This is a genomic window from Legionella nautarum (genome assembly GCF_001467895.1).
GTDB lineage: Bacteria > Pseudomonadota > Gammaproteobacteria > Legionellales > Legionellaceae > Tatlockia > Tatlockia nautarum.
In genome coordinates this window covers 1-24,600 of the sequence record NZ_LNYO01000011.1, presented here as the reverse complement: position 1 = coordinate 24,600, position 24,600 = coordinate 1, and the positions used below count along the sequence as shown (strand labels likewise).

Here is a 24,600-nt window from a genome sequence, read left to right as displayed (position 1 = left end):
CTTATTTAGCAAGAAAGGATTGCACAATCGCTGAAATTGCAAAATCTGCAGATTGAATTGCCCCTTCAAAAAAGCCTTGGTATTGCGAGTAGGCTTCTCCACAAATATGTACGTTTTTATATTGACCATTTTCCTGTAAAGCAAATGCCTTTAGGGTTTGCATGATTAGAGTGGATTGGGCATTCGGTTTCCAAAAATGCACCGCGGCCCCAAAAGGGGGGCGACCCCAATCGCGTATTCCCCACTCTTCCACCTCAGGCATCGAAGGCAGATTAAAATGTTGCTTTATCGCTTTTTCAATTTCATATTTCAATGATGCATTTTGGTTGATTTGGGGAAGATACTGATAACCTTCAAAATCATCGACCTTATCTTCCACGTAAGGACGCCAATATTGATGCCAAGGACCGTCGCAATAAAGCATGGCCAAACCGTAAGCCTCTCCCTTGTTTTGTTTCCATTCCAGATGAGCAGTTCTGATCGGCGCTCCTTCCCCCCCCGTTGGTGGTGCATCAAGCTCCCAAGGTGGATTTTTCATAGTTGCAGTCGCCCAGATAATGGGAATTGGCGAAACACTGTCAAGCAGAATATTGATTGTGGAAGGCAGGTAAGAAGTTAATTGTTTCAAAGGATACTGAGGGAGTGCCAAAATCACATGCTCACATAATAATTCTTCAATTGTTCCTGTTTGCCTGTCTTCCAATTTTAAACAAAGGGTTTTCTTATCCCGTTCGTTTATTGCTTGCAATTGGCGATTGAGATGGATTCCCACCTCTAATTTGCAAAGTTCTTTTTCAATATGATTAATTAGTTGAATCATACCTCCTACGGGTATGTATGACGGTTGCTTCAAGAGTCGGAAGGTTAAAAGAAAAATGATCCAATCGATGGACGATTGATTATCATTTTTCATATTGTAATAAGCACCCTTTTCACGGAAAAATTCGATTGCTTCATACGAAAGAACATCAGCAAATACATTCCAGGCCCCTTGCTGATATAGCGGTTTCTTTTTATAGCAGGCTGTTTGTCGCAATATTTCAAGCTCGGCATCGCGACCTGGATTAGTCAGATCATCAGTTTTCAGATTCCATTGCTCGCCCAGTATTTTTTGTATTCCCAATTCAAGCAGTAAAATATCTGCTCCCCTTTCGGGATTTTCTAAAATAAGGTTTCTTTCTTCAGCAGTAAGGGCATCAAGATTAGGAACCGAGGGTGTGCTGGCCTCACCTTGTTCAATCTGTTTTACCGGAATCTGTAAGTCCTGAATAAAACGATGCATTTGTTTTTGATACTCAGGCTCTATTCTCAACGCACCATAAGCTGGTTGAAATAAACCCTCAGTAAAGGATCCTGTCTGAATTCGCCCTCCTAAAAAGGGCAGTAACTCAAAGACCGCTATGGTTTTTTCTGGCAATAATTTTTTAAGACGATAAGCACTATATAGACCGGATACTCCGCCACCGATAACCGCAATATCAATTTTTTTAATCATTTTCTCTCCACTCAGGCAATACAGGCGACCTGGTTTTCAATATATTTTGTCAACTTTTCAATGGTGTAATATTCATATAATTCTTCTGTACGAATTTCAAGGTCGAAGCGTTTTGACAAAGACAGGGTCAACATCTGTAAATCGACTGAATCAAAACCAAGGTCAGCGAAGCTGGCATCGCGCTCAGCATACATACAGTCCGATCTAACCTCGGAAACCATTTTAGTCACCAGTTCTTCCACTGAAACTCTTTCCTTATGTACAAAGGATTTTTTGCTAGGGACGGGCTTGGTTTCTAATGCCAGAATTTCCATGAGTTTTTTTCTATCTGCTTTGGCACTGACCGCTTGTCTTGGAATGGTGTCTAAGATTCTCATGCGCTTTGGCAACATATGCTGGGGCAATTTTTTTTCCATCTCCTTGCGAACCTCAGACAACCAATTCTCTTCCTGCGTGGGTGTCTTTGTGGGCACTAAAGCGATAAATAAATCCCCTTCAATGAGCAATGCGCCAACATCATGGATTTGGGGGAGTGTTGAAAATTGATATTCTATTTCGGCTAATTCAACTCGCTGTCCATTGATCTTAACCTGATCATCAAGACGACCCAGGCAATAGATATTTTCTTCAGCATCCACCCGGCAACGATCACCAGAAAAATATAAAAGTGAATAAATAGACTTAGGATTAGGCTCGAGGGGATTGGATACAAATTTTTCTTTGGTTTGCTCTTCATCATTCACATAACCATTGGCCAAAGAAACGCCGCTTATACATAATTCACCCTCCAGATGCGGGCTAAGCGGCCGGATTTCTCCATCATCCGTTTTTATATAAAATCTCATATTATAAATGGCCGGGCCAATAGGTAAGGCCTCTCTATTTTGCGGTGTTTCAATTTTCCAGCCACTGGCCATAATCGTTGCTTCCGTCGGACCATAAACATTATGAAAAGTAGTCTTAGGCAATTGAGCTAGGGCTTTTTCCGCAAGTGCTGGCCTAAAAACCTCCCCGCCAACACAAACCTCTTTTAATGATTCGCAGGAAGAAAAATTGGGCGTATTAACCAAAAGAGTTAGCATAGTTGGTACAGTGGTTATATGCGTGGCTTGATGGCGGATAATAGCATCTATAATTTCACGGCTGTCCAATTTTTTAGTGCCGCCAATTAAACCTATAGAGCCGCCCACCATAAGAGGGGCCATTAACTCATGCATTGAGGGATCAAAGGAAGGATTGATAGTCTGCATCCAAATGTCTTTGTCTGAAAATGAGGTATAATCCATTATCCAGGCAAAATGATTGTGGGCTGCCTCATGAGATACTGCTACTGCTTTGGGTCGTCCTGTAGAACCAGATGTAAAGATAATATACATTGGATCGCGGGGTTTTATGCTTAAAGAAAGATTAGAGTCAGCATATTTTGTGAGATCAATTGAATTCAAATTTACTAGGTTAGCTTTTAATTCTTCTTCTTTGATTAAAAGTTCATCTCGGTTCATTAAAATCACTTTTGCATCAATTTTATCAGTCATATAATTGATTAGATCCGCCGGATAAAAGGGATCGATAGGAACATAAATCGCCCCAGCTTTAGCAATCGCCATCAACGCTAATACACGTTCAGGATCATGGGAACAACAAACTCCAACGCTATCCCCTTTTACAATTTTTAATTTCTCGCTTAAAAAGCGTGCCAACTGATTTGCCTTTTTATTTAAGGCCTCATAACTTAAGGAACTGTTTTCACTGAAAACTGCTCGATTTGCTCCAGTTTTGAGAACCTGTTCTTCAAATAATTGATGGGGTAACTTACCTTCATAAACTTCTGCACTCATAATAATGTCCTAACTTTAAATTTATATGGGAGGCGATATCCTCAACATGAGGAACATTCAGCATAGTGAAATGGTTACCACCTACATGTTTCCCCGTCGTTATAACCTTCGTATCCTGATCAGTGAAATCATAAGAAAGCCTTTCACTCGCATGAATCATGTGCCCAACAACCGCGGGATGATCCTTTAAGGCATAGCGACTTAAGGCACGAAGACAGTGTTTTCTGGTCTCCAAAATTTCTTCGAGACGATGGGGCTTTAAACATCGATATAGCAATTTCAGCAAAGTACTTTCCTCGGATTGATAAACCTGGTGATGTTCAATCAAGGATTGTGGAAAAATGGAGCTCGCCAATACACGAAGTTCAAGCAAACGTTCAGCCTGATAATTTTGCATAGCCAAAGGTAAATTTGGATCAAGCAAGAATGCAGGTACTTCTTTTTTGTTTCGGAGGGCAAGCATCGCTGCCATTTCATAGGCCACTAAACCACCAAAAGAATGTCCAGCAGGAATAAAGGTTGTCTGTGGATATTGCTGCGATAAATGGTTCAAATAAGCAAAGGCAAATTCCTCAATTGACTGGCAAGATCCTGCTACAGAAGCGACATAACTCACGCCCACAATTGGGATTTTAAGCAATCTCGACAATTCATAAAAAGAAGCAATACTGCCGTCAGCCCCATGAACCATTACAAAAATTACCGAATTGTCTGTCTGAGCGTTTACACCAAATTGCTCAGTAAAATTGGTTAATAAGGTCGGGGGCATTCTTTAAATTCCTGATGATTTTGTGAGTTTTTAATCAATTGAATATAGAATCGAATACTATTCAGATAATTACTGACTGAAATACGCTCATTAATTCCATGATAGCCTTTAAAATCTTCCATCGTGCCGCGAATAAAAAGGAACTGATAGGCATTATCCGTCAAGGCTTTAAAATGTCGTCCATCAGTACCTCCTATAGTAAGAACAGGTGCTGATAATAAAGGAGCTTTTGAGATTTGGCAGGCCGTTTTACAAATTATGTCAAAACCATAGGCCTTTGGATCAGCAAGAACTGGCCCATTAAAATTATCAAGAACTTTGATTTTCACAGGCAAATTCTGCAATACCATTTGCAGATGTTTGAGAACTTCATCACTTGTTGTTCCCGGGTATAAACGATAGTTGATAATCGCTGTTGCAATCTCAGGCAGTATATTCTGCTTTATTCCCGCTTGAAAAATAGTTGGCGCAGCAGTAGTACGCATCATGGCATTCATTAGCGGATTTGCTGTTAGTTTAGCTGCAAGTAAAGGTTTGAATAGCCATAAATTGGCTATAATTAATTTTTGTGTAAAGGGTAAGTAGGGTGCCATTTTTTGAAATAAGGGAAAAACCAGAGAATCCTTTTGAATTGGCATTTCCTGCTCTTTTATTTTCGCGATAGCTCCTCCCAAAATATCAATTGGAGTATGCTTGGGTGGTTTGGCCGAATGGCCGCTATCACCCTTAACTGATAATTCAATATTAAGTTGCCCTTTTTGGCCTATACCAATTAGACATAAAGGGAGTTCAAATTTAGGAATCAGTTTTTCGAGAATGGCGCCACCTTCATCAATGATATAACTCAAGCTAACCTTTTCTGCCTCTAACCATTCCGCTGCTTTTTTAGCTGTAGGTCCACCAACTTCTTCATCATCTCCCAGATAAATATAGATAGATCGTTGCGGTTTAAAACCATCTTGCATCAAATGGTTTAGTGCTTCCAGAATGGCGACTAAGCTCGATTTCATATCCAGCGCACCTCGGCCGTAGATATATCCATCGTCTACCTGGCCTGAAAAAGGTGGAAATGACCATTGATCAGATTCGCTAATAGGTACTGGAACCACATCCTGATGCGCAATTAATAGCATGGGTTCCATTGACGAGTCTTCTCCTTGCCATTTAAGTAAGAGAGCAAATTCCCCAAAGGATTTAAGCTCTACTTGTTTAAATAGATCTGGATACGTGGAAAACAGGTAAGTATGCAGGGCTTTAAAGGCCTCAGGATTAGCGTTAACCAGGGGTTGCTCTGAAATAGTTTCAAATTGAATAACTCGACAAAGATGTTCAATTGCCGAATCCTCTTCAATTTTTAAATTAACCGATTCAAAAATCAGAGCTTTCGCTGGTTTGCAGAACAAAGCCCGACTGATTATTAACCCAAGCCCTGCTGCAACTAATCCAATTAATAGATACCAAAATGCCATTCTTATTCACCTTGCTCTGTAAGCGAGTAATAAAAATGATCGCAATGACTATCGCCATTCATCAGTGTTTTTGTTCTTTTAAATCCAATATTAGGATTAAATCCTTTAACATTGTGTAAATCTTTATTGCACTCCAAAATAGCCAGCCACTTTGCGCCACCTATCATTTTTGATAAATCGTGGATAGGGCAACTTGTGCAGTGTAATTGCATTCCCCCGTCACGTTTTTCAACGCTGAATTTAAATCCCAAGGCTGCTAAAGGTTCCCAGACAATGCGAATAAAATTTTCTATAGAATGATCGTTAATCTCTTTTGCCGCATTGCACCAACGTGTCTGTTCTTCTTGAGCCATTAATTGGCTTGTTATTTCAGCAACTTTTTCTCCATGAGCCTGTGATAATTGTGTCAATAAATTAACAGTGAATTGCATGTTTTTTATGTAGGTGTTTATTAGCTCTTCTGGCTTGCAATTCAGCCATTGCTCCCGTTCTGACTGAGGAAAGATTGCTTCTGCTAACTCTTCAACCCGAGAACCAAATTCTTGCGTCAATACCTCAGTTAATTTGGTGGAGAATTTAATACTATGAATAATTCCATGACTCATTTTTTTCCTCTCTAGTTAGAATGGGATAACAGTTCTTGGCCTACTAAATAATCTAAGTAAACACTAAATAATTTAGTATCCATCGGATGACAACGAATATCGCTTCCAGACAAACTCTCTGTCACCTTTTTGCCGCTATAACAACGATTTGAAAATAAGGGCCTGTCTTGAAACATAGGTAAAAGAGGAATCATTGGGTTGTTTCTTTTTTCCAGACGCTCTCTAGCTAAACGTTCACGCCACTTGTCAAAAGGTTCGGTTTGAAGAAAATAGCCAATATCTTGAATCATGCTGACCATTTCGCTCCAACGCACGGGCTTAGAATTAACTAAATTATATTTCTCACCTATCGCAGACTGCTTTAACGATAAATGCACTAAGGCCCTGGAAACATAATCAATAGGGACAACATCAACAAAAGCATCATTGTCCGGTGCGAAACCCAACTCAATACAACCTCGCAACATGATGCCTACAAAATCACTTGATGAACAAACCCCTGTACGACTATCGCCGGAAATATTTCCTGGCCGATAAACAGTAACTGGTACTCCACGCTTTTCAGCCTCGGCAACAATACGTTCCGATACCCATTTACTTTCATCATAACCCGTGTGAAATCCATAGCTGTTATCCAGGGATAAACTTTCATCGGCATGGGCTAGACCTACGTAATTTTCAGAATCATAGACAGCGATTGAAGACACATGATGAATATGTTTGGTTCTTTGTTGACATGCGAACTCAATGACATGTCGAGTACCTTGCACATTAATTTTGCGCAAATTGCGATAGGGATCTATAAAGCTTAAACGAGCTCCACAGTGGTAAATGGAATAAATCGCTTCAGCTAATTCGAGGTATTGCTGTTCGGAAAGTCCGAAATTCGCCAAGGATAAATCACCTAAAACGATTTGAATGCGATCTTTTTGTTCAAATCCAGACAATCCATAGTGTGCAAGTGCCTTTTCAAGACGAGAAAATCCTTCTTCCAATGAAGAAGCTCTGACTAAACAATAAAGTTTGGCGCGCGTTTTTTGTAAAAGTTCATGAACGATAAAAGAGCCTAAAAATCCAGCCGCTCCAGTTATTAAGATAGCCGAGGGATCGGCATCGTATTTAAACTGGGTTGGCGGTTGCAAAGCAGTATCTAGCACCAAGTCTGCGGCAGAATTATTCCTGGCGTTTTCCAAGGCTTTTTCAACACCATGAGTTTGGGCTCGGGTGATTAAACTTGTAATCGCTTCAACTGTTGGCGCTTCAAATAGAGCATTTAATGGAAGATTTAGATTAAAGGCTTCCTTAACCAAGGCAATTAACTCCACTCCCAACAAGGAATCTCCACCAAGATCAAAAAAGTTATCATGGATTCCAATCGCTTCAATTTTTAATAGCTTGCTAAAAATTGCTAGCAATTTAAGTTCTGTATCCTTATCTGATGCGCCGGCTGCGATGCCTGCAGAGGATAAATGCTGCGCCTTATTAGAGACTTTGGGTTCCTGCCTTTCTATCCAATAGCGCTTATGTTCAAAGGGATAGGTTGGCAAGGGTGTGCGCTCTGCAAATTCATGCAAAGCCTCCCAGTTTGGTTCGCCCCCCCTTAACCAAAGTGAACCTAGAGTGGTTAACATCGCCTGGCGCTCACTGACTTTATTAAGATAAGAAAGAGAGGCCACTCCCAGCTGCCTGACCATATTATTTTGAATTTGATTAATTTTTTGAATAATAGTGTCGCCAACGCCAACTTCCAGAAATATTTGGTCAGAATGTTTTGCAAGCTTGGAAAGTCTAGTCTGCAAAGAGACAGGATTGGCATCTAATGACCAGTAGCTGTTTTGTTTTAGCTCCTCATTTTGTAGTTTCTCTCCCGTGAGATGAGAAAATAAGGGAATTTCAGGTTCCTGGCATTTAAGTTCTGTTAAAGTGATTGAACCTGTGATGAGCGCCAGAGCCTCTGATAATGTAATAACACCAGACAAACAGGCAGCAACAAAAGCCCCTATCCCATCTCCAAATAAAGCCTGTGGCTCAACCCCCCACGCCATCCATAAACGTGCAAGAGAATATTCAATACTAAAGAGCAGAGCATAATAAATTTTTTCTGAAATAAGTTCTGGACTAAGAACCTGTTTTTCTTCACTAAATAATAGATGGGATAAATCAATTTGGATTAAAGGACTCAGCAATTGAGAACAGTCATTAAAGGCTTGTCGATATGCTTTTTCAGTCTGATAAAGCTCCGCTGTCATTCCAGTTTGCAAATCACCCTGTGCAGGGAAGATAAAATAAATTAAGGGTTTAGGCGCCGTAACGACCGCTTTTTTAATGCTGGATAATTCATGGCTTAAAAGTATATCTGCGGCCTCTGCTGTATCATGGCAAACCAGAAAACTGCGATAGGCGAAAGCATGTCGACCTACTTGCAGAGTATAGGAAACATCAGCCAGCTCAGGTAAATGCGCTTTTAGGTAAGAACCTAAGCGTTGGTGCATCTTAGAGAGTACTTTCAGAGAACGTCCTGAGATGGGAAGTATTTGCCAGCCCTTCTCTTTGCTGTTTTTTTGGAACTTTTGTCCTTGTTCTAAGACGACATGGGCATTTGTTCCACCGATACCAAATGAACTCAAGCTACCACGCCGAGGATGAGCTGGATTAAATTTTGCACCCTGACTTACAAAAAAGGGACTATCATTAAAATCGATATGGGGATTAGGACGCTCAAAATGCAAACTCGGAGGGATTTCAGCATTTTTTAGCGTTAAAACACTTTTAATGAACCCCGCAATCCCCGAAGCAGCATTTAGATGGCCAATATTTGATTTAGCAGAACCTATAGCACAAAAACCTGTCTGCTTTGTATAGTTACTAAATGCCAGTTTTAAGGCTTCAAATTCAATGGGGTCGCCTAATACAGTTCCGGTTCCATGAGCTTCCACAAAAGCAATGGTAGAGGGATCAATATTTGCAAGTTCAATTGCATCCATAATGACATCTCTCTGACCTTCAACACTCGGTGCCGTAAATCCGGTTTTATTTGCACCGTCGTTATTAACCGCTGAACTGCGAATTACAGCATGAATGCAATCTCGATCTTCAATGGCTTTGGCAAAGGGTTTTAGGATGACTACGCCAGCACCCTGACCAAACACTGTTCCGCGCGCGTTGCTATCAAAAACCCGACAATGGCCATCGGGAGAAAAAATACCGCCAGATTGATATAAATATCCTGCTTTATGAGGGACATCGATAGCAACGCCGCCGGCTAAGGCCATCTCACATTCACCAGACATCAGACTTTGGCAGGCAAGATGTAAAGCCACTAAAGAACTTGAACAAGCCGACTGCACTGTAATACTTGGCCCGCGTAAATTTAATTTATAGGAAGTTCTAGTGCTTACATAATCTTTATCATTAGCAATAAGAACCTGAGAGGCAACTAAAGGATCATGGAGTTCCGGGCAGGTCATTAAATTAAATAATAAATAAGTATTTTTAGATGCACTGGCAAAAGTACCAATGCGGCCAGCAAAATTATAGGGATCGTAGCCAGCATGCTCTAAGGCTTCCCAGGCACACTCTAAAAAAATTCTTTGCTGTGGATCAATAAGCTCTGCTTCTCGTGGGGGAATATTAAAAAAAGAGGCATCAAATCCAGCAATATCATCCAAGATACCCTTCGCTGCAACATAATTGGAGTCTCTTCGTAAGAGCTCAGGTACTCCAGCTTCCTTCAGTTCTGCGTCTGAAAAAAACTGAATGGATTCAACTCCATTTTTCAAATTTTCCCAAAATTGGTCAATTGTGTTTGCTCCTGGAAATCGGCCTGCCAACCCTATTACTGCAATGCCGAATTCGAGCAAATGGTTATCAATATTATTCATTAGTTCACACCTAGTCCTTTTATTACATTAATTTCAGTTTTGCTCTTACCCCGCAGAAAATCAGGTTTTTTCGAGCTTAGGTATGCCTGAATAGCGTCGTTTTTGCTGTTTTACCAACCAGTCTTTACGTTTGTTAGCACGCTCCCCTGCTTCGGCAACCACCAATTGTTCATCTTGACTCGCAAATAAGGTTGCCACCTTTCTCACTGTTGGTAATTCAAATAATTTAACGATAGGTATTTTGCGTTCAAAAAGAGCTTGCAATTGGCCGTGGATCCTTACCAATAGAAGGGAATGCCCACCCATGTCAAAAAAATTATCATCAATGCCAACTCGTTCTACACGCAATAATTCGGCGTAAATTTCTGCTATCTTTTGTTCCAGCTCAGATCTGGGAGCAGTGTAAGCGTCTTGTAATGGTTGCCTAGAGATCTCAGGCTTGGGTAAAGCTTTGAAATCAATTTTTCCATTAAGCGTTAAAGGAAACTGCTCTAAAAATACAAAATTAGAGGGAACCATATAACTGGGTAATTTTTCCAGCAACAACTGGCGTAATTGACTTGTTGTATAGGCAATTTTGCCATTTTGTAAACAGTAAGCTACGATATGATTTTCACCAAAACCATCATCCATAATTCTGGTAATCGCCTTATCAATGCCTTCCAGACTATTTAAATGGGTTTCTATTTCTCCAAGCTCAATTCGAAACCCGCGAACCTTAACCTGCTGATCCACTCGACTTAAATACTCTAAAACACCATCCGGTCGAAAGCGTACCAGATCCCCGGTACGGTACATTCTGTAGTTTTGTCCACTAAAAGGATCAGTGCTAAATCGTTCTGCGGTTAATTCTGGTAAGTTTCGATACCCGCGGGCAACACCGAGTCCACTAATGTAGAGTTCACCTGGAACTCCCAGGGGAACAGGACGTTGAAACTCATCTAAAACATAAATGTTGGTGTTACCCAGGGGTTTACCTATTGGAATTAAATCTTCCATTGATTCAACATGCCATAAAGTAGACCAAATCGTAGTTTCTGTAGGACCATATAAATTCCAAAGATCACAGCCTCTGTCCAATAAATCACGAGCAAGTTCCTGAGGCATACGTTCTCCTCCACAAAGTGCACGCAGGCCCGCATGCCCCGTCCAACCTGTATCTATCAACATTCGCCAGGTTGCTGGAGTTGCTTGAATGCTGGTAATTTTTTCTTTAGTTATTAACTGAGCCAATCCTTCCCCATCAACACTTATTTCTTTTGAAGCAAGATAAACCTGAGCACCAGTGATTAAGGGCAAAAAGATTTCCAGACCGGCAATATCAAAGGAAATAGTAGTTAGCGCTAGCAGTTTTTCTGAAGGTTGCCAAGCTAGCAAAGAATTTATCGAACTTAAGAAGTTGGAGAGGGCACGATGAGGAATTTCTACTCCTTTGGGTAAACCAGTAGAACCCGAGGTATAGATTACATAGGCTAAATCTTCCTTATCCTGTACAAAATCTGCTGGCAAATCTGGGAAACGGCTAATCGCTGGCCACTCAGTATCTAGAAAAATCTTGCGAAAAGCTCCCTCTGGCAGGTTGTCACAAGAAAAGGTTTCTGTGAGGATAACTGTTGTTTGAGCATCATCAAGCATGTAGGCCAAACGTTCTTTGGGGTATAAAGGATCAAGGGGAACATAGGCTCCCCCTGCTTTTAAGACAGCCAATAAGGCCACAATTAGATTGGTGGATCGCTGTAAACAGACAGCAACCAGGCGATTCGAACCAACCCCGAGCCCATGCAAATAATGGGCTAAGCAATTAGAGCGCTGTTCTAATTCTTTATAGGATAATTGTCCTTTATGACATAGCACTGCAATTTTTTCGTCTTGAAGTCTGGCCTGGAAAGAAAAAGCCTGGTGAACCAATAAAGTGCTTTTCGCTGTTAAATCAGTTGTTTTGTTCAAATCCTCAATGATTAACTTCTGTTCTTCGCAAGGTAACAATTGAATAGCTTTGTATTCAGCATTATGATCAGAGGCCATTGCCTTTAGGGTATTCAAATAATAATGAGGCAAGGAATCAATTTGTTGCTGGGCTAATACCCCTGTATCCACATCCAAAAAGAACAAAAGTTCTGAGCTTTCCTGAGAAATATCTAAATGGAAATAGGCAGTAAGTGGAAAATAAGTTTGATCAGAAGGACTTTTCCAACTAAGAACTGATAAATCAGGAACCTTCTCCAGCGCTTTATAAATATGAAAATGAATATAATTGAAAGCCGTCTCAAAAAGTTGTTTTCCATCACCAACTATTCTCACTAGTTCTGCTAAGGGAAAACGTCTGTGTGGCAACAGCTCAGATTCTGCTTGAAAGGTATTTCGTGCAAGTTCTATCCAATTTTTGGAATCCAGATTGATATGAAATGGCGTTGTATTTAAAAACATGCCAATAACAGAGTCGGCATCTAACATCTCAGGACGGCCGTTGGTTAATAAACCTGTAGTAACCTCCGTGGACCCGGTTAAAAACCCAACAACTCGCATATGAGCCGCAAGTAAAACTGTTTTGAAGGGCACCTCGGCCACTGTTGCGAGCTTCTGTAACCCTTTAAGAGTTGCACTGGGTACTTTTACAACTACGCGTATATGTCTTCCAGGCCCTTCTTTACGGTGCGCAGGCCAGCGCGGCAATTCTGAGCGCGAAATCCCTGCAAGTTTTCTTTGCCAGTAATGCAAAGAAGCTTCTGATCTCATGGTTTGCCGTTCTAAGCTAAGAAAATCACGATATTTTACTTGCGGAGCAGGCTTTAAAGGCGGCTTTTTATCTTTTAATAAGGCACCATAGATCGTAAAAAATTCAGTAATTAATAACCCCATAGACCAACCATCAAATAAAGGATGGCTAAAGGTGAATTGGCTTTGGTCCGCACTGCGTTTATGAAGAGCCAAGCGTAAAAAAGGAGCCTTTGTCCAATCAAATTTACGCCATTTTTCTTCACGCATAAAACGTTCTATTTCTAAATTCTGATCTTCTAAAGAAAGAGATTGAATATCAAAAATAGTAGTTGGAATGGTAGAGTCAAAATGAACAAGTTGCAGCGGTTCACTGTAATGGATGAGATCAAAGGAGGTGCGTAATAAAGGATGCCGTTTTACCAGCATAGCTAAGGCCTCATGGACAGACTCGAGACTCAAAGGAAGCCTTAGGTGCAAACCCATAACATAGATTTCGTAATCAGGACTAAATTCACTATGGAAAACCAGCCCTTCCTGCATTTTGCTTAAGGGATAGGCATCTTCAAGCGAAGCTGGAAGCTTTGCCAAATCTATTGGATTTATTAGAGAAAATTGCTCTGCTGTTGAGCGTTTATCATCAGCTTTATCATTTTTTTCAATCAAGGCAGCAACTTCAGCGACTGTAGCATTGGAATATAACTGCTGTATAGTGACCTCTACTTCCAATTCACGCAATTTTGCAACTGCACGCAAAACTAACAGCGAATCACCTCCCAGATCAAAAAAATTATCGCTAATACTAATGCGATCAACCTGTAAGATTTCTTCATAAATTTTACACAGAAGGATTTCCATGGGGGTAACAGGGGCAATATAATTTCGGCTCTTAACTGCGGGTAAAGAAATACCCAAATCTCGTAGTGCTTTTCGGTCTACCTTTCCATTGGGCAACAAGGGTAGTTCATCAAGTTGTTTAAAGAATGCTGGAATCATATGTTCAGGTAAGCGATCACTTAGATAATTCCTTAACTCTGATAGCGGCGGATTAGCAGAACCCTTCACTACAAAGTACAAAGCAAGACGTGCTGAACCTGAGGCATCATGAACCGCTAATGCGACAGCTTCATTGACCAGTGGATGGCTGCAAACAGCTGACTCTATCTCTTCCAGTTCAATGCGAAATCCACGAATTTTGACCTGATTATCAATTCGCCCTAAATACTCAATGTCACCGCTGATTTCAAAACGACAAAGATCACCCGTTTTATATAGCCTTGCCTCAGCATCCTGCGAAAAAGGATTTTGAATAAAACATTCGGTAGTTAGATCAGATCGATTTAAATAGCCTAAGGCCAGTCCAACCCCACCTATATATAATTCACCAGGAACTCCGATCGGTACAGGTAAACAATGATTATCAAGAATATACAGCTGGGTATTGGCAATGGGCTTCCCAATGAGTACACGATTAATCGGTTGATCTCGTGGACAAGTCCAATGGGAGACATCAACCGAAGCCTCTGTCGGACCGTATAAATTATAGAGACTAGCATCGAGCCTTGAAATACATAATCTTGCCAATTCTGGATTTAGAGCTTCACCACTACAGAAAATACGTCTCAGACTCTTGCACTGACTTACCTTGTCATTATCCAGAAAAGGTTTAAGCATCGAGGGTACGAAATGCACTGTGGTAATTTGTTTTTGTTGTATCGTAGCAGCTAAATAATAGGGGTCTTTGTGTCCGCCCGGATTACTCATGTATAAAGATGCTCCTGTTGCAAGCGGCCAAAAAAACTCCCAAACCGAAACATCAAAGGTATAAGGAGTTTTTTGTAACACACGATCACTTGAATCTAATTGATATTCATCCTGCATCCATAGTATACGATTACGAATACCTTGATGAGGGATCATTACCCCTTTTGGTTTTCCCGTAGAACCTGAGGTATAAATAATATAAGCCTTATCATAAGGCTTGATATCCAGGGAGGGATTTTCCTTAGGTAGGCTTTTAAAGTCTTCGCCACCAGAAGCCAAACTTAAAACTGGACATGCAACTTCCAGGGAAGGCGTAGCTGAACCGGTTAGAACAAGTGTGGGAGCCGCATCGTTTAGAACCCAATTGAGATGGTTTTTCGGATAACTGGAATCAAGGGGCAAATACGCACCCCCTGCTTTAAGAACAGCGTATAAAGCGACCACCATTTCCAGCGAGCGTTCCATGTATATTGCAACAATGCTGCCTGGTCTTACTCCCAGATTAATTAGGTAGTGTGCTACTTGATTGACTCGGGTGTTAAATTCACGATAGCTAAGTGAATCCCTTTCATCCAGAATTGCGATAGCATCGGGGGTTTTCTCAACTTGCAACTCAAACAACTGATGTAGCGGTAGTTCTAAATCATAGTTGGTTTGCGTAGCGTTCCAGAGCTCCATCTGCTCTCTTTCTTCAAAGCTGGGCAGTATGAACGCATTAAGAGGTTGGCTAAAATCATTAACCATTTCCTGTAAGATAATTTGAAAATGCTGCGCCATTCTATGAATAGTGCATTGATTAAATAAATCTGTACTATATTCCCAGGTTGAAGCAAGTTGATTATTGTTGTGCGAAATTGCAACATTAAGATCAAACTGAGCACCATAGGTGGGTATAGAATAAGGTTCAAGTATCAATCCATGAAAATTTAGACAAGAACCCGATTGGCCTAAAGCAAAGGCTGATAAATCAGTCCCAGGCATGGGATTTAAATAACTGAACATAGCCTGGAATAAAGGTGTGGAACTGGCGTCACGCTTGATTTGGAGCTCATCTATAAGTTTAGCTAAGGGGTATTGCTGATTAAGAATAGCCGCCAGTGTTTTGTCCTTGATTTGACTAATTAAATCTTCAAAAGTCAAACTGTGTGAAAAGTCTCCTTTGATTGCCACAGGATTGACTAAATAATACACCATATTTGCAAATCTCGCATCAGAACGGTTTGCCATTGGCGTTCCCACTGTGATTGTGGATTTTTCAGTATAACGATGCAGTAACACAAAGTAAGCCGACAATATTACTACATAGATAGTAACTCCTTCCCTAACCGCAAGTTCTTCTATTTTTTTACTTAACTCTACTGGCAAACTAAAATGATAAGTTTTCCCTTCGTAACTTTTTACAGGTGGACGTTGGTGATCGGCAGGTAAATCCAGCGACAGGGCTGAATCACTTAACTCGTCAAGCCAGTACTGGCGCATTTTCTGCGCCTTATCTGACCGGAGGAATTCTTCTTCATAATGAATATACTCTTGGGGTGAAACCAGGAGAGCTGGCAGTTTGGCTTTTTCACCTGTAATTTCAGCATGATAGTATTCAGCTAATTCTGCAACCACCACGGTGAGAGAAACCAGGTCAGCTACAATGTGATGCACAGAAAAAAGAAGGAGATAATCCTGCTCTCGTTGTAGCACGCATAGGCGTGCCATCGATCCTGAGTTTAAATCAAAAGTCTGCCTAGAAAAACTAGATATACAAGTTGATAAGTCGGAATCAGACCAATTTCTGGCATCAACAAGCTTAAAATCAGCCGTGAAAGGCTCCGCAACAGCTTGAAAACAAGATCCATTCTGCTCGAAAATACGTGTACGCAAGGCAACATGTCTATTAAGTAAATTTTTAAAAGCGTTTTCCAATGCGGAGAGATCCAATGGACTAACTACCCTAACCGCACGTGAAATGTTATAGGCAAAATTATTTGGACTAAGTCTTTGTATAAAGTATAAAGATTGTTGCCCCTTAGACAGGGGAAATTCTTTTGGTTCTAATTCTAATAAAGGTTGGCCATTAGATTGCTTATCTTTCATTGCTACTGCAATTTCTCTGGCTAACTCAACTAAAGTTGCCTCACTTAAAAGTCGTTCCGGACCAATTTGCACACCAGTGAGTTCCTGAATTTCATGTTGGATTCTTACTTTGGAAAGACTATCAACTGCAATCAGGTTTAAGGGGGCAATAAGGTTGATTGCCTCCAAACTAACTTCCAACTCACGCGCCAAGACTTTTTGTAAGTAGTTTACGATAATTGCAAAGCGGGCATCCGTATTGAGTTTAATTAATTGTTCTGGACTGGGTTTTGTGCTGGCAAGGTTTGATTCACTATTTGTTTGCCCTTTTTCAGTAATCAACACCTCAGCAGCTGACTCTAAACGGTTAAGCCTGTCTTCAATATAACGATTCTTCGATTCACCTCGACGCACCTTGCCACTAGAAGTCAAAGGAATGCTTGCCCTTTTAATAAAGATTAATTCCTTAACCACTAAATCATGCTTTGTTGAAATTTCCTTACGAATAGCCTGTTCTATCGCGATTTTTTGTTCACTAAAATGCTTGGGTTGAGTAACGAGGACCACCAATCCTTCTTCTCCATCAAAATCATGACTAAAGGCTACCACTCGACTTTGTGATACTGAGGGATGACTGTTAATAACCGTATTTTCGATGTCTTCCGGTGAATGATTTTGACCCCTTATGATAATTAGATCTTTTATTCTTCCGGTTATGTATAACCATCCTTGATCTAAAAACCCCATATCACCCGTGCGCAGAAATTGCTGACCTGAATCTTCAGACAAGCTTGCCTTGAAATAATAGTTGGTTTCTTCGGGCCGGTTCCAATAACCTTTACAGACTGAAGGGCCGCTTACCCAAATTTCTCCAATTTGATCAGGCAAACAGCGAGTTCTTGTCTTTGGATCGACAATTTCTACCTGTTGGGTAGCTTGAATTTGCCCTGAACTTAGGGAAATAACCGTTGAAGGAGATACTGCCGATTCTTTTTTGAGCTGGCCCTTTAATAAACTCTTTCTATCCAGAATAAGTTCTCGCGTGCAGTGAGATTTTCCAGAACTTGAAACCATCAATGTGGACTCTGCCAAGCCATAGCAAGGATGGAAAGACCTTCCTTGAAACCCATAGGGTGCGAAAATAGCCTCAAAACGGCTGAGTGTACTTTCACGAACCATTTCAGCACCATTGTAAGCAACTTCCCAAGCGCTTAAATCTAAACCTTTGCAAAGTTCAGGGCGAAAAGATTGACTACATAATTCATAAGCAAAATTGGGTCCTCCGCTGACTGTTGCTTGTGTACGGCTAATTAATTCCAACCATCGCAAGGGTTTGCGAATAAAATCCGCTGGCGAAAATAAATAAAGGGGGGTTTGGCTAAACAGCGCTCCCAAGATGTTTCCAATGAGACCCATGTCATGATAGTGAGGAAGCCAGGATACTACATTTTGATTGGGTTCAAGGCCAAAAGCATCCCTAATAACCCGCAAATTGGCTATAAGGTTTTGATGCGTTACCATCACGCCTTTAGGGATACCTGTTGACCCAGAAGAATATTGCAGGAATGCGATAGATTCTGGCGATAGTTCGCTCGTTATTGGCAAGGAATTCAAACTATAATCTTGCAAGTCAGTTGCTATGAATTTTGTATCTTTTAGCCACTGTGCCATTTCAATAAAACGATGTTTATCGCGCACAATTTCATCGGTAGTTAAAATGATTTTTGCATTGGTATCCAGCATTATGGATTCGAGACGAGGCAAGAGTTTTTGAAGCTGAAAGTTATGAGTGTAAATGGGTACAGCGATGATACCAGCATAAAAACAGCCAAATAAAGCAGTTATAAAGTCAAGCCCCGCAGGATACAAGAGAATCGCAGGCTCACCAGCAGCGGTATAATTGCTAATCAGTGCAGCTATCTGTTTGGCCTTTGTATCGAATTCTCTATATGTGAGTTGTATATCACGCTGATTAGTTAAAAAAGTGTATAGAAGTTGTTCAGGCTTATCAGAAGCTAGTTGCCCTAGCACCTCGACAATAGTCGTTTTCTTATTATTATACATATCAATCCCAATAAAGATTACACCTGGATTGAAACAAGATTTACAACCTTTTGATTAGAAAAATACCTGATATCTATTTTGCACTTTCCCTACCTCATACAAACTAAGATGAAAAACTCTGTAGAAGTGATATCAGAACTATTGAATAACTTTATAAAATTACTCTATCCATTCAAAGAAAAGCTACTTTGTTTCTAAACTGGGCTAGCATCCTATTAAATATTCAAATTAACTCCTTGTCAATATTGAATTTTTAAGCTAAGTGTTTAATTTGATACGGTGTTGATCTTTTTATTTTCAACACATCAATTATTATCTTTTAGTCGTGTTCCTTTTTTTGCTAAAATGCGCTCGCTTTAGAATAAGTCTGTTCTAATTTAAGGATCCATCAATGAAAAAACATTTATTTGCACTCTTATTTTTATCAAGCATTTCAGGACAAGCGCTTTCTGCCGCTCCAATTAATCTAGAAGGAAATTATGAGTGCGTTGGTAGGGACAAACAACATCCGGACACAGTCTTCAAAGGAGAAATGACCATAAAAAAAACAGGGGAAACCTATTCTATCAATAGTTCATTTAATGACGGTGGGTCTTATATCGGTACGGGCATTTATGATAAAACCAAAAAAACAGTTTCTCTGGTTTTTACCAACCCTAAAGATGCAAAAGAAACCGGAATCTTGGTTATGGACATTAAGGCAAATGGCTCGATGTCGAACCATTGGACTTATCTAAACATGAAAACTATTGGCCAATCTACCTGCACTGCAAGGTAAGATTCACTCTTCCCTCCCGCAGCATGTTTGCGGGAAGGTTTTCCACCGAGGGAGACTTTTAGCTGGCAACATCAGGCACAGTTGCTACAAGACTGCTTGAGAAAATGTTTCGAAGGTAGTTTATTGATAAAAATAGCGTCGCCAGAAGTATAATGGTTGCAACAACAAGAGGTAGTAATATTGAATAGGGCTGCACTATTGCCGTTAATAATGGAGCAAAACCCCAGGCAAAGGAGTTAACAGAAGACGACACCCCCATAATCCTACCTTGGAATTCTCCTTCAGTCTTATTAGAAAGGATGCTGAGCAAGACTACATAACTGCAGGGAACAAATATTCCTATCAGTATAGCAACAGTCCAAAGCATAGTGACATAAGTAAACAAAACGAGTAGCAGAGTGCAAACAAATTGCGGTGCAATGCTAATTAAAAGACATTTATTCAAAGAGAAACATGAGGTTAGCTTGGGAATGATAAACAAAAATGAAGTCGCAAAAGTCACTGCAAAGGAACCGAGCAAAACCGATACCATGAACTGATCATAACCAAATTTGAGCAAAGCAAACATCGACATGTAATTAAAGAAAATATAATAGCCCACTAGAAACCCAGTCAGAATCCATAAGGGAGTAACCGTTGCTTTGTTTCTAAAAGCAAGATAAATACTTTGGAAAGCAATGCCCATATTTAACTTTAAGGCTTTATTCCCAGGGTAAGTTTCTTTGAAATGAGCTATAAGAAAATATAGCGTTGCTGTAGGTAATAAAGCCGCAAAAAAGAAAGGCGCAGAAAGGCTCGGAGCCAAACCGAAAAATGGATAAGATAAAATGCCAGTAATAATCGGGCCAACTATAAAACCAAAAGAGTTAGCCGCGGTGATCAGGCTGATGTTCCTAGCCTTAGTTTGTTCAGTACTTAAATCAATAATCGCTGCCTGTGCAACAGGTAAACTAGCTGCTGTCACACCAGAGATAATTCTGGAAAGGATAATAACTGTCACGCTATTAATCATAACTCCTAAGCCCATTATCAATAGTCCGATTAAGTTACCGGTCATACAGATTATCAAAATTAATCTACGTCCATATTTATCGGAAAGAACTCCTAAAAGAGGCGAACCAATGAACATCATAATTGGATAGATTGCCAAAACAAATCCGTAAAGAAAATTGCGAAAATGTTCAGAAACAGTAGGATCGAATAAATAGGTTGTGTTGTGAACAAAAAGTGGTGTGAGCACCGGATACACCAACGCCATCCCTGCTGCATCCACGAAGATTGTGAGAAATAATGCAAGTAAGGAAATCTTACTTGTTTTAATAGCTGCTGTAGACATGTCTTATCCTCTCTTGTTAACACTAATGCTAAAGTAACTGAACCTCTAAATTATTTACCTCTGGAGACAATCCAGTTTCTTGTTTTTTATCTCTAGATCTATCTGCGCAACTAAAAAACTCTAATAAAGCTGCTGCCATTTCGGCTCGCGCTCCAGCGCTCGAACGAACAGTGTCTGCTGCAACCAATGAGCCGTGGATTTGACCAGGATAAGAACGATAAATTATCTTTATTCCAGCACTTTGTAGTTCCTTGGCATAGGCCTCTCCCTCGTCATGAAGGGGATCAAATTCACTGGTTGCGATAAATGCAGGAGGTAAATTCGATAGATCCTTTGCTCGAATGGGAGAAGCTTTTGGGTTATTCCAATCTTTAGGGTCAGCATAATTATTCCAAAACCATTGAATTAATGAGGTGGTAAGCAAGTAACCTTTACCTTTGCTTTGATAGGAAAGTCTTGAAAAATCAGAATCAACCATGGGATTTACCAATAGCTGGCCACAAATATCTGGTCCATCCTTATCACGCGCAAGATGACAAATGACAGTCGCAATATTTGCCCCTGCACTCCACCCAGCCACCGCCAGCTGACCTGGTATAGCATCTAAATTTTCCGCATTCTTCGCTGCCCATTGTACTGCGAAAAAAGCATCATTCAGGGCGGTTGGAAAGGGAAATTCGGGGGCAAGTCGATAATCTACAGAAATAACGATTGAATTAGTTCTAGCACATAGGTCCCGACAAAAGGGATCATCAGAATCAAGATCACCGAGTACCCATCCCCCGCCATGGAAATAGACTAGCAATGGATGTGGGCCTTTGCCGAGTGGACGATACAAACGATAGCCCAAATTGCCATCTGGACAAGGCAGCATACCATCAATAATTTCATCTACATTCAAAAGAGCTGGTCGTTTGACAGAAAAGGTAGCGTATAAGGCTCGGATATCGTCAAGAGGCAAGGTTTCAGGGCCTGGCGCTTCAGAATCTCCGGGCGGCGGAAGCATTGCTGCAACGTCAGGTTTCAAGGGTCGAATGATACCATCCTTGCAGCGTTGAATACCTGGGCCTTGAAAAGAAAACCCCAAGTAATCACGAGCTACAACCTCTTCGGAGATTGCGCGATAAGTACCTAATCCACCTATAAATGGCATAAAAACGCGTGTCTTACCTTCGATGTTTGCGCCTGTATACCAGGACTCAGCCTCAGGAAAAAGAGTAAGCGCCCCCCAATCTTTTACATGCTCAGTCCACCCTTTTTCTGCGCTCACAGTGGGTTCAATCACTTCAAGCCCTTCCTTTGACATGTGTTGGATGCAATCGGAAATCCACTCGACATGTTGTTCGATTGACATAACCATGTTAGTCGTAACCGAGGGACTTCCTGGTCCCGTTACCATGAAAAGATTCGGAAAACCAGAGGTCATCAAACCCAGGTAGGAAGTGGGTCCCATCAACCATTTATCAGAAAGTGAGATAGCATCTCGTCCCTGGATATCGACAGCCAATAAGGCACCCGTCATTGCATCAAATCCAAGTGCAAAAACTATCATGTCAAAGTCGAATGATTCCAAGGCAGTATCGATACCCTTTGCGGTTATACACAAAATCGGATTTTGTTTCAGATCAACTAACCGTACATGCGGAAGGTTGTAGCTCTGGTAGTAATTTGTATCGAAGCATAAGCGTTTAGTGAAAACAGCGTAATCTTTTGGACATAGCATTTCAGCCACCTGCGGATCGGCTACAGTTGCTCGGATCTTATTACGTATAAATTCAGCTAAAGTTTCGTTTGCAGCTCGATTAGTACCTAAATCATTAAAGACAGAAGCAGCTTCAGCAATACCAGAATTCTCCCACAAATGCTCGTAGAGCCTATTGCGTTCTTCTTCGCAAACTTGCAAAACACTGGTGGGATTTGTTTCTACGGCCACCCCGATAGGCGACTTTCTGGCGGCTTCGCGGTATTCCTTGCGTTGAGTCTCAAAATGTTCCATTTCTTCAGTTGAGATCACACGATTATTAGCAGGAAGTGAAAAGCATGGTGTTCTTTGAAAGACCGTAAGCTCGGCAGCTTGTTCTGCAATAACTGGGATAATCTGAATTCCTGATGAGCCTGTCCCAATTACAGCGACTCGCTTTCCCTTAAAGGACGGCGCTTCTCGTGGCCAGTTATTTGTATGGTAACTTTCTTTGCAGAAATTTTTTGCACCTGGTATATCCACTTCTTTGGGTATGGATAGACAACCGCTAGCCATAACGAGAAAGCGAGATTTCACTTCCTTAGTTTCGTCAAATGTTAGATGCCAACGGTTTGAGTCTTCCTTCCATTTAGCAGTTTTTACACGTGCTGCAAGATTAATATCCTTTCTTAGTTCGTACTTGTCCGCAACGTAGTTTAGGTATTCCAGGATTTCAACCTGGGTGGCGAATTTTTTAGTCCATTTCCACTCCGCTTCGAGCTCAGGATCGAAACTATATGAATAGTCAGTGCTGGCGATATCACACTGAGCTCCAGGATAGCGATTGCGATACCAGGTACCGCCAATTTCATCTTCCGCTTCAAAAATTTTTACTGAAAAACCCTTTGAACGTAGCGAATGCAGAAGATAAAGCCCGGAGAACCCCGCACCAACTATCGCTACATCAAGCTGTATATTGTCATCATAATTCTTCTTACCGGAATTAGCAGACATGATCCCTCCTGAAATCTAAAACTTGTCAATAAGACGATCCATCTATACTGCTGTGAATAGCGGCCTTCAGCTAAAATTTCCTATTCTCAAGCCAGCTTCCATTCTGGGCTGTAAAGCAGCGAAAGTTACCTTAGGCGCCTCCCTTATGTCAAGCAGGTAATTGCTGGATTTTGTTATGTTTTTTAACAAAGAAGCGGCTTCATGGAATAATAATATCTCAGCAATCAGTTTGCTCTCTCGATGAATCAATAGGGCTATAATGATCAATGAGTCGTTATAAGGGATTTTCGTATGAACTATAAAATTACTGAACATTATGAAAGAGGGGAAGAAAAACTACTCGCATCCTTTAATAAATTAAATGATGCACGACTGTTTATGACCAAAAAATCGTCTATAGATGAAGAAGAAAAAAAAATTATTTATAGAGTATATGATGACCAGGATGAACTACTGCTTGAATTAAATAATGAGAATATTTTTGTTACCCATGCAAAATATGCAGAAGGTAATGGTGATTTAAATAATACAGCCTCATTTATTTTTCAAGTCATGATCAAACCTCTGGGTGCTTTAGAAAGAAAAGAAATTGCTCAATTTAGTGATAAAAATGATGCCCATTTATTTATTGCATGCAAATTTGAGGCTGACAATCCAACTCATGATAATGATTTGTTTTTTATATTTAAAAATAAAATTTTAATTGATACTTTAAACAAAACCATCTATGAAAATCGAAAAAGAGAGGGGCAAAAATCAAGCAACAACGGAAAAGGATCAGCTTATAGACTGAGCCCATTATCAACAAGACCAACCCCTAGCGGAGGTCCTCCCGACTATTGGGTGGAGAATGGCGATGAGGTTGAATAACTTTATATCCCAGGATGTGCCGCAGAGAGGCACAATACATTAACCCATTTGGCAGAAAAGGGCTCTAGGTAAAACATTATACCAATGGCGAGAGTAAGTGGTTAGAATGTGGCGGTTTACTAAAAATAACGGTATTACGGAAGGGTTCCATCGTAGATGAAACTCATTCAACGACGTGCTTATGGATTTAGAAATTTTGAAAATTATAGACTGAGAGTTAGAGTACTATGTGGCTAAGCATGTGCCCCCGTAATTGG

General features: G+C 40.6%; 11 protein-coding genes and 1 pseudogene. 3 read left to right on the top strand and 9 right to left on the bottom strand.

Annotated elements, in window-relative coordinates:
* Position 1 precedes the first annotated feature (1 nt).
* The 7 genes from Lnau_RS03300 to Lnau_RS03270 are packed head-to-tail and all read right to left on the bottom strand — an operon-like array spanning position 2 to position 18,664.
* A complete protein-coding gene (locus Lnau_RS03300; RefSeq protein WP_058503731.1) occupies positions 2-1,495 on the bottom strand; it encodes a flavin monoamine oxidase family protein in 1,494 nt (497 codons plus the stop codon).
* Positions 1,496-1,506: 11 nt separating this feature from the next.
* Complete coding sequence (locus Lnau_RS03295) at positions 1,507-3,333, bottom strand: non-ribosomal peptide synthetase (RefSeq protein ID WP_058503730.1); 1,827 nt, start codon at positions 3,331-3,333, stop codon at positions 1,507-1,509.
* Entirely contained in the window at positions 3,314-4,102 is a 789-nt protein-coding gene (locus Lnau_RS03290; RefSeq protein WP_058503729.1) for a thioesterase domain-containing protein, read from the bottom strand. The genes Lnau_RS03295 and Lnau_RS03290 overlap by 20 nt, the downstream gene beginning before the upstream one ends.
* Complete coding sequence (locus Lnau_RS03285) at positions 4,084-5,571, bottom strand: M20/M25/M40 family metallo-hydrolase (RefSeq protein ID WP_058503728.1); 1,488 nt, start codon at positions 5,569-5,571, stop codon at positions 4,084-4,086. Before Lnau_RS03285 ends, Lnau_RS03290 begins: the two co-directional genes overlap by 19 nt.
* A 2-nt stretch (positions 5,572-5,573) precedes the next feature.
* Entirely contained in the window at positions 5,574-6,176 is a 603-nt protein-coding gene (locus Lnau_RS03280; protein WP_058503727.1) for an L-2-amino-thiazoline-4-carboxylic acid hydrolase, read from the bottom strand.
* 11 nt (positions 6,177-6,187) lie between these two features.
* Positions 6,188-10,057 (bottom strand): type I polyketide synthase, encoded by a 3,870-nt coding sequence (locus Lnau_RS03275; RefSeq protein ID WP_058503726.1) that lies wholly within the window; start codon positions 10,055-10,057, stop codon positions 6,188-6,190.
* A 60-nt stretch (positions 10,058-10,117) separates the two neighbouring features.
* On the bottom strand, positions 10,118-18,664 hold the full coding sequence (locus tag Lnau_RS03270) for a non-ribosomal peptide synthetase (protein WP_058503725.1): 8,547 nt from the start codon (positions 18,662-18,664) through the stop codon (positions 10,118-10,120).
* Positions 18,665-19,055: 391 nt separating this feature from the next.
* On the opposite strand from Lnau_RS03270, the gene Lnau_RS03265 reads away from it, so the two are divergent.
* A complete protein-coding gene (locus Lnau_RS03265) occupies positions 19,056-19,442 on the top strand; it encodes a hypothetical protein (RefSeq protein WP_058503724.1) in 387 nt (128 codons plus the stop codon).
* Positions 19,443-19,500: 58 nt separating this feature from the next.
* Here Lnau_RS03265 and Lnau_RS03260 read toward each other — a convergent pair whose 3' ends face one another.
* Together Lnau_RS03260 and Lnau_RS03255 are read right to left on the bottom strand one after the other, a co-directional pair.
* The gene (locus Lnau_RS03260) at positions 19,501-20,778 is read right to left on the bottom strand and encodes an MFS transporter (protein ID WP_058503723.1); all 1,278 of its coding nucleotides are present in this window, start codon (positions 20,776-20,778) and stop codon (positions 19,501-19,503) included.
* Between the two features lie 28 nt (positions 20,779-20,806).
* Positions 20,807-23,473 carry a flavin-containing monooxygenase gene (locus tag Lnau_RS03255; RefSeq protein WP_058503722.1) on the bottom strand — a complete coding sequence of 889 codons (2,667 nt, stop codon included), beginning with the start codon at positions 23,471-23,473 and terminating at the stop codon, positions 20,807-20,809.
* Between the two features lie 291 nt (positions 23,474-23,764).
* Between Lnau_RS03255 and Lnau_RS03245 the strand changes: the two genes are divergently transcribed.
* Together Lnau_RS03245 and Lnau_RS16320 are read left to right on the top strand one after the other, a co-directional pair.
* Complete coding sequence (locus Lnau_RS03245; protein ID WP_058503720.1) at positions 23,765-24,343, top strand: hypothetical protein; 579 nt, start codon at positions 23,765-23,767, stop codon at positions 24,341-24,343.
* Between the two features lie 61 nt (positions 24,344-24,404).
* Positions 24,405-24,580, top strand: a pseudogene (locus tag Lnau_RS16320) (transposase); the annotation flags it as partial.
* Between the last annotated feature and the right edge of the window lie 20 nt (positions 24,581-24,600).

Coding starts and splice junctions, on each gene's coding strand:
- Lnau_RS03245 (WP_058503720.1), top strand. CDS start 23,765: ATGAACTATAAAATTACTGAACATTATGAAAGAGGGGAAGAAAAACTA.
- Lnau_RS03265 (WP_058503724.1), top strand. CDS start 19,056: ATGAAAAAACATTTATTTGCACTCTTATTTTTATCAAGCATTTCAGGA.
- Lnau_RS03270 (WP_058503725.1), bottom strand. CDS start 18,664: ATGTATAATAATAAGAAAACGACTATTGTCGAGGTGCTAGGGCAACTA.
- Lnau_RS03285 (WP_058503728.1), bottom strand. CDS start 5,571: ATGGCATTTTGGTATCTATTAATTGGATTAGTTGCAGCAGGGCTTGGG.
- Lnau_RS03260 (WP_058503723.1), bottom strand. CDS start 20,778: ATGTCTACAGCAGCTATTAAAACAAGTAAGATTTCCTTACTTGCATTA.
- Lnau_RS03255 (WP_058503722.1), bottom strand. CDS start 23,473: ATGTCTGCTAATTCCGGTAAGAAGAATTATGATGACAATATACAGCTT.
- Lnau_RS03295 (WP_058503730.1), bottom strand. CDS start 3,333: ATGAGTGCAGAAGTTTATGAAGGTAAGTTACCCCATCAATTATTTGAA.
- Lnau_RS03300 (WP_058503731.1), bottom strand. CDS start 1,495: ATGATTAAAAAAATTGATATTGCGGTTATCGGTGGCGGAGTATCCGGT.
- Lnau_RS03275 (WP_058503726.1), bottom strand. CDS start 10,057: ATGAATAATATTGATAACCATTTGCTCGAATTCGGCATTGCAGTAATA.
- Lnau_RS03280 (WP_058503727.1), bottom strand. CDS start 6,176: ATGAGTCATGGAATTATTCATAGTATTAAATTCTCCACCAAATTAACT.
- Lnau_RS03290 (WP_058503729.1), bottom strand. CDS start 4,102: ATGCCCCCGACCTTATTAACCAATTTTACTGAGCAATTTGGTGTAAAC.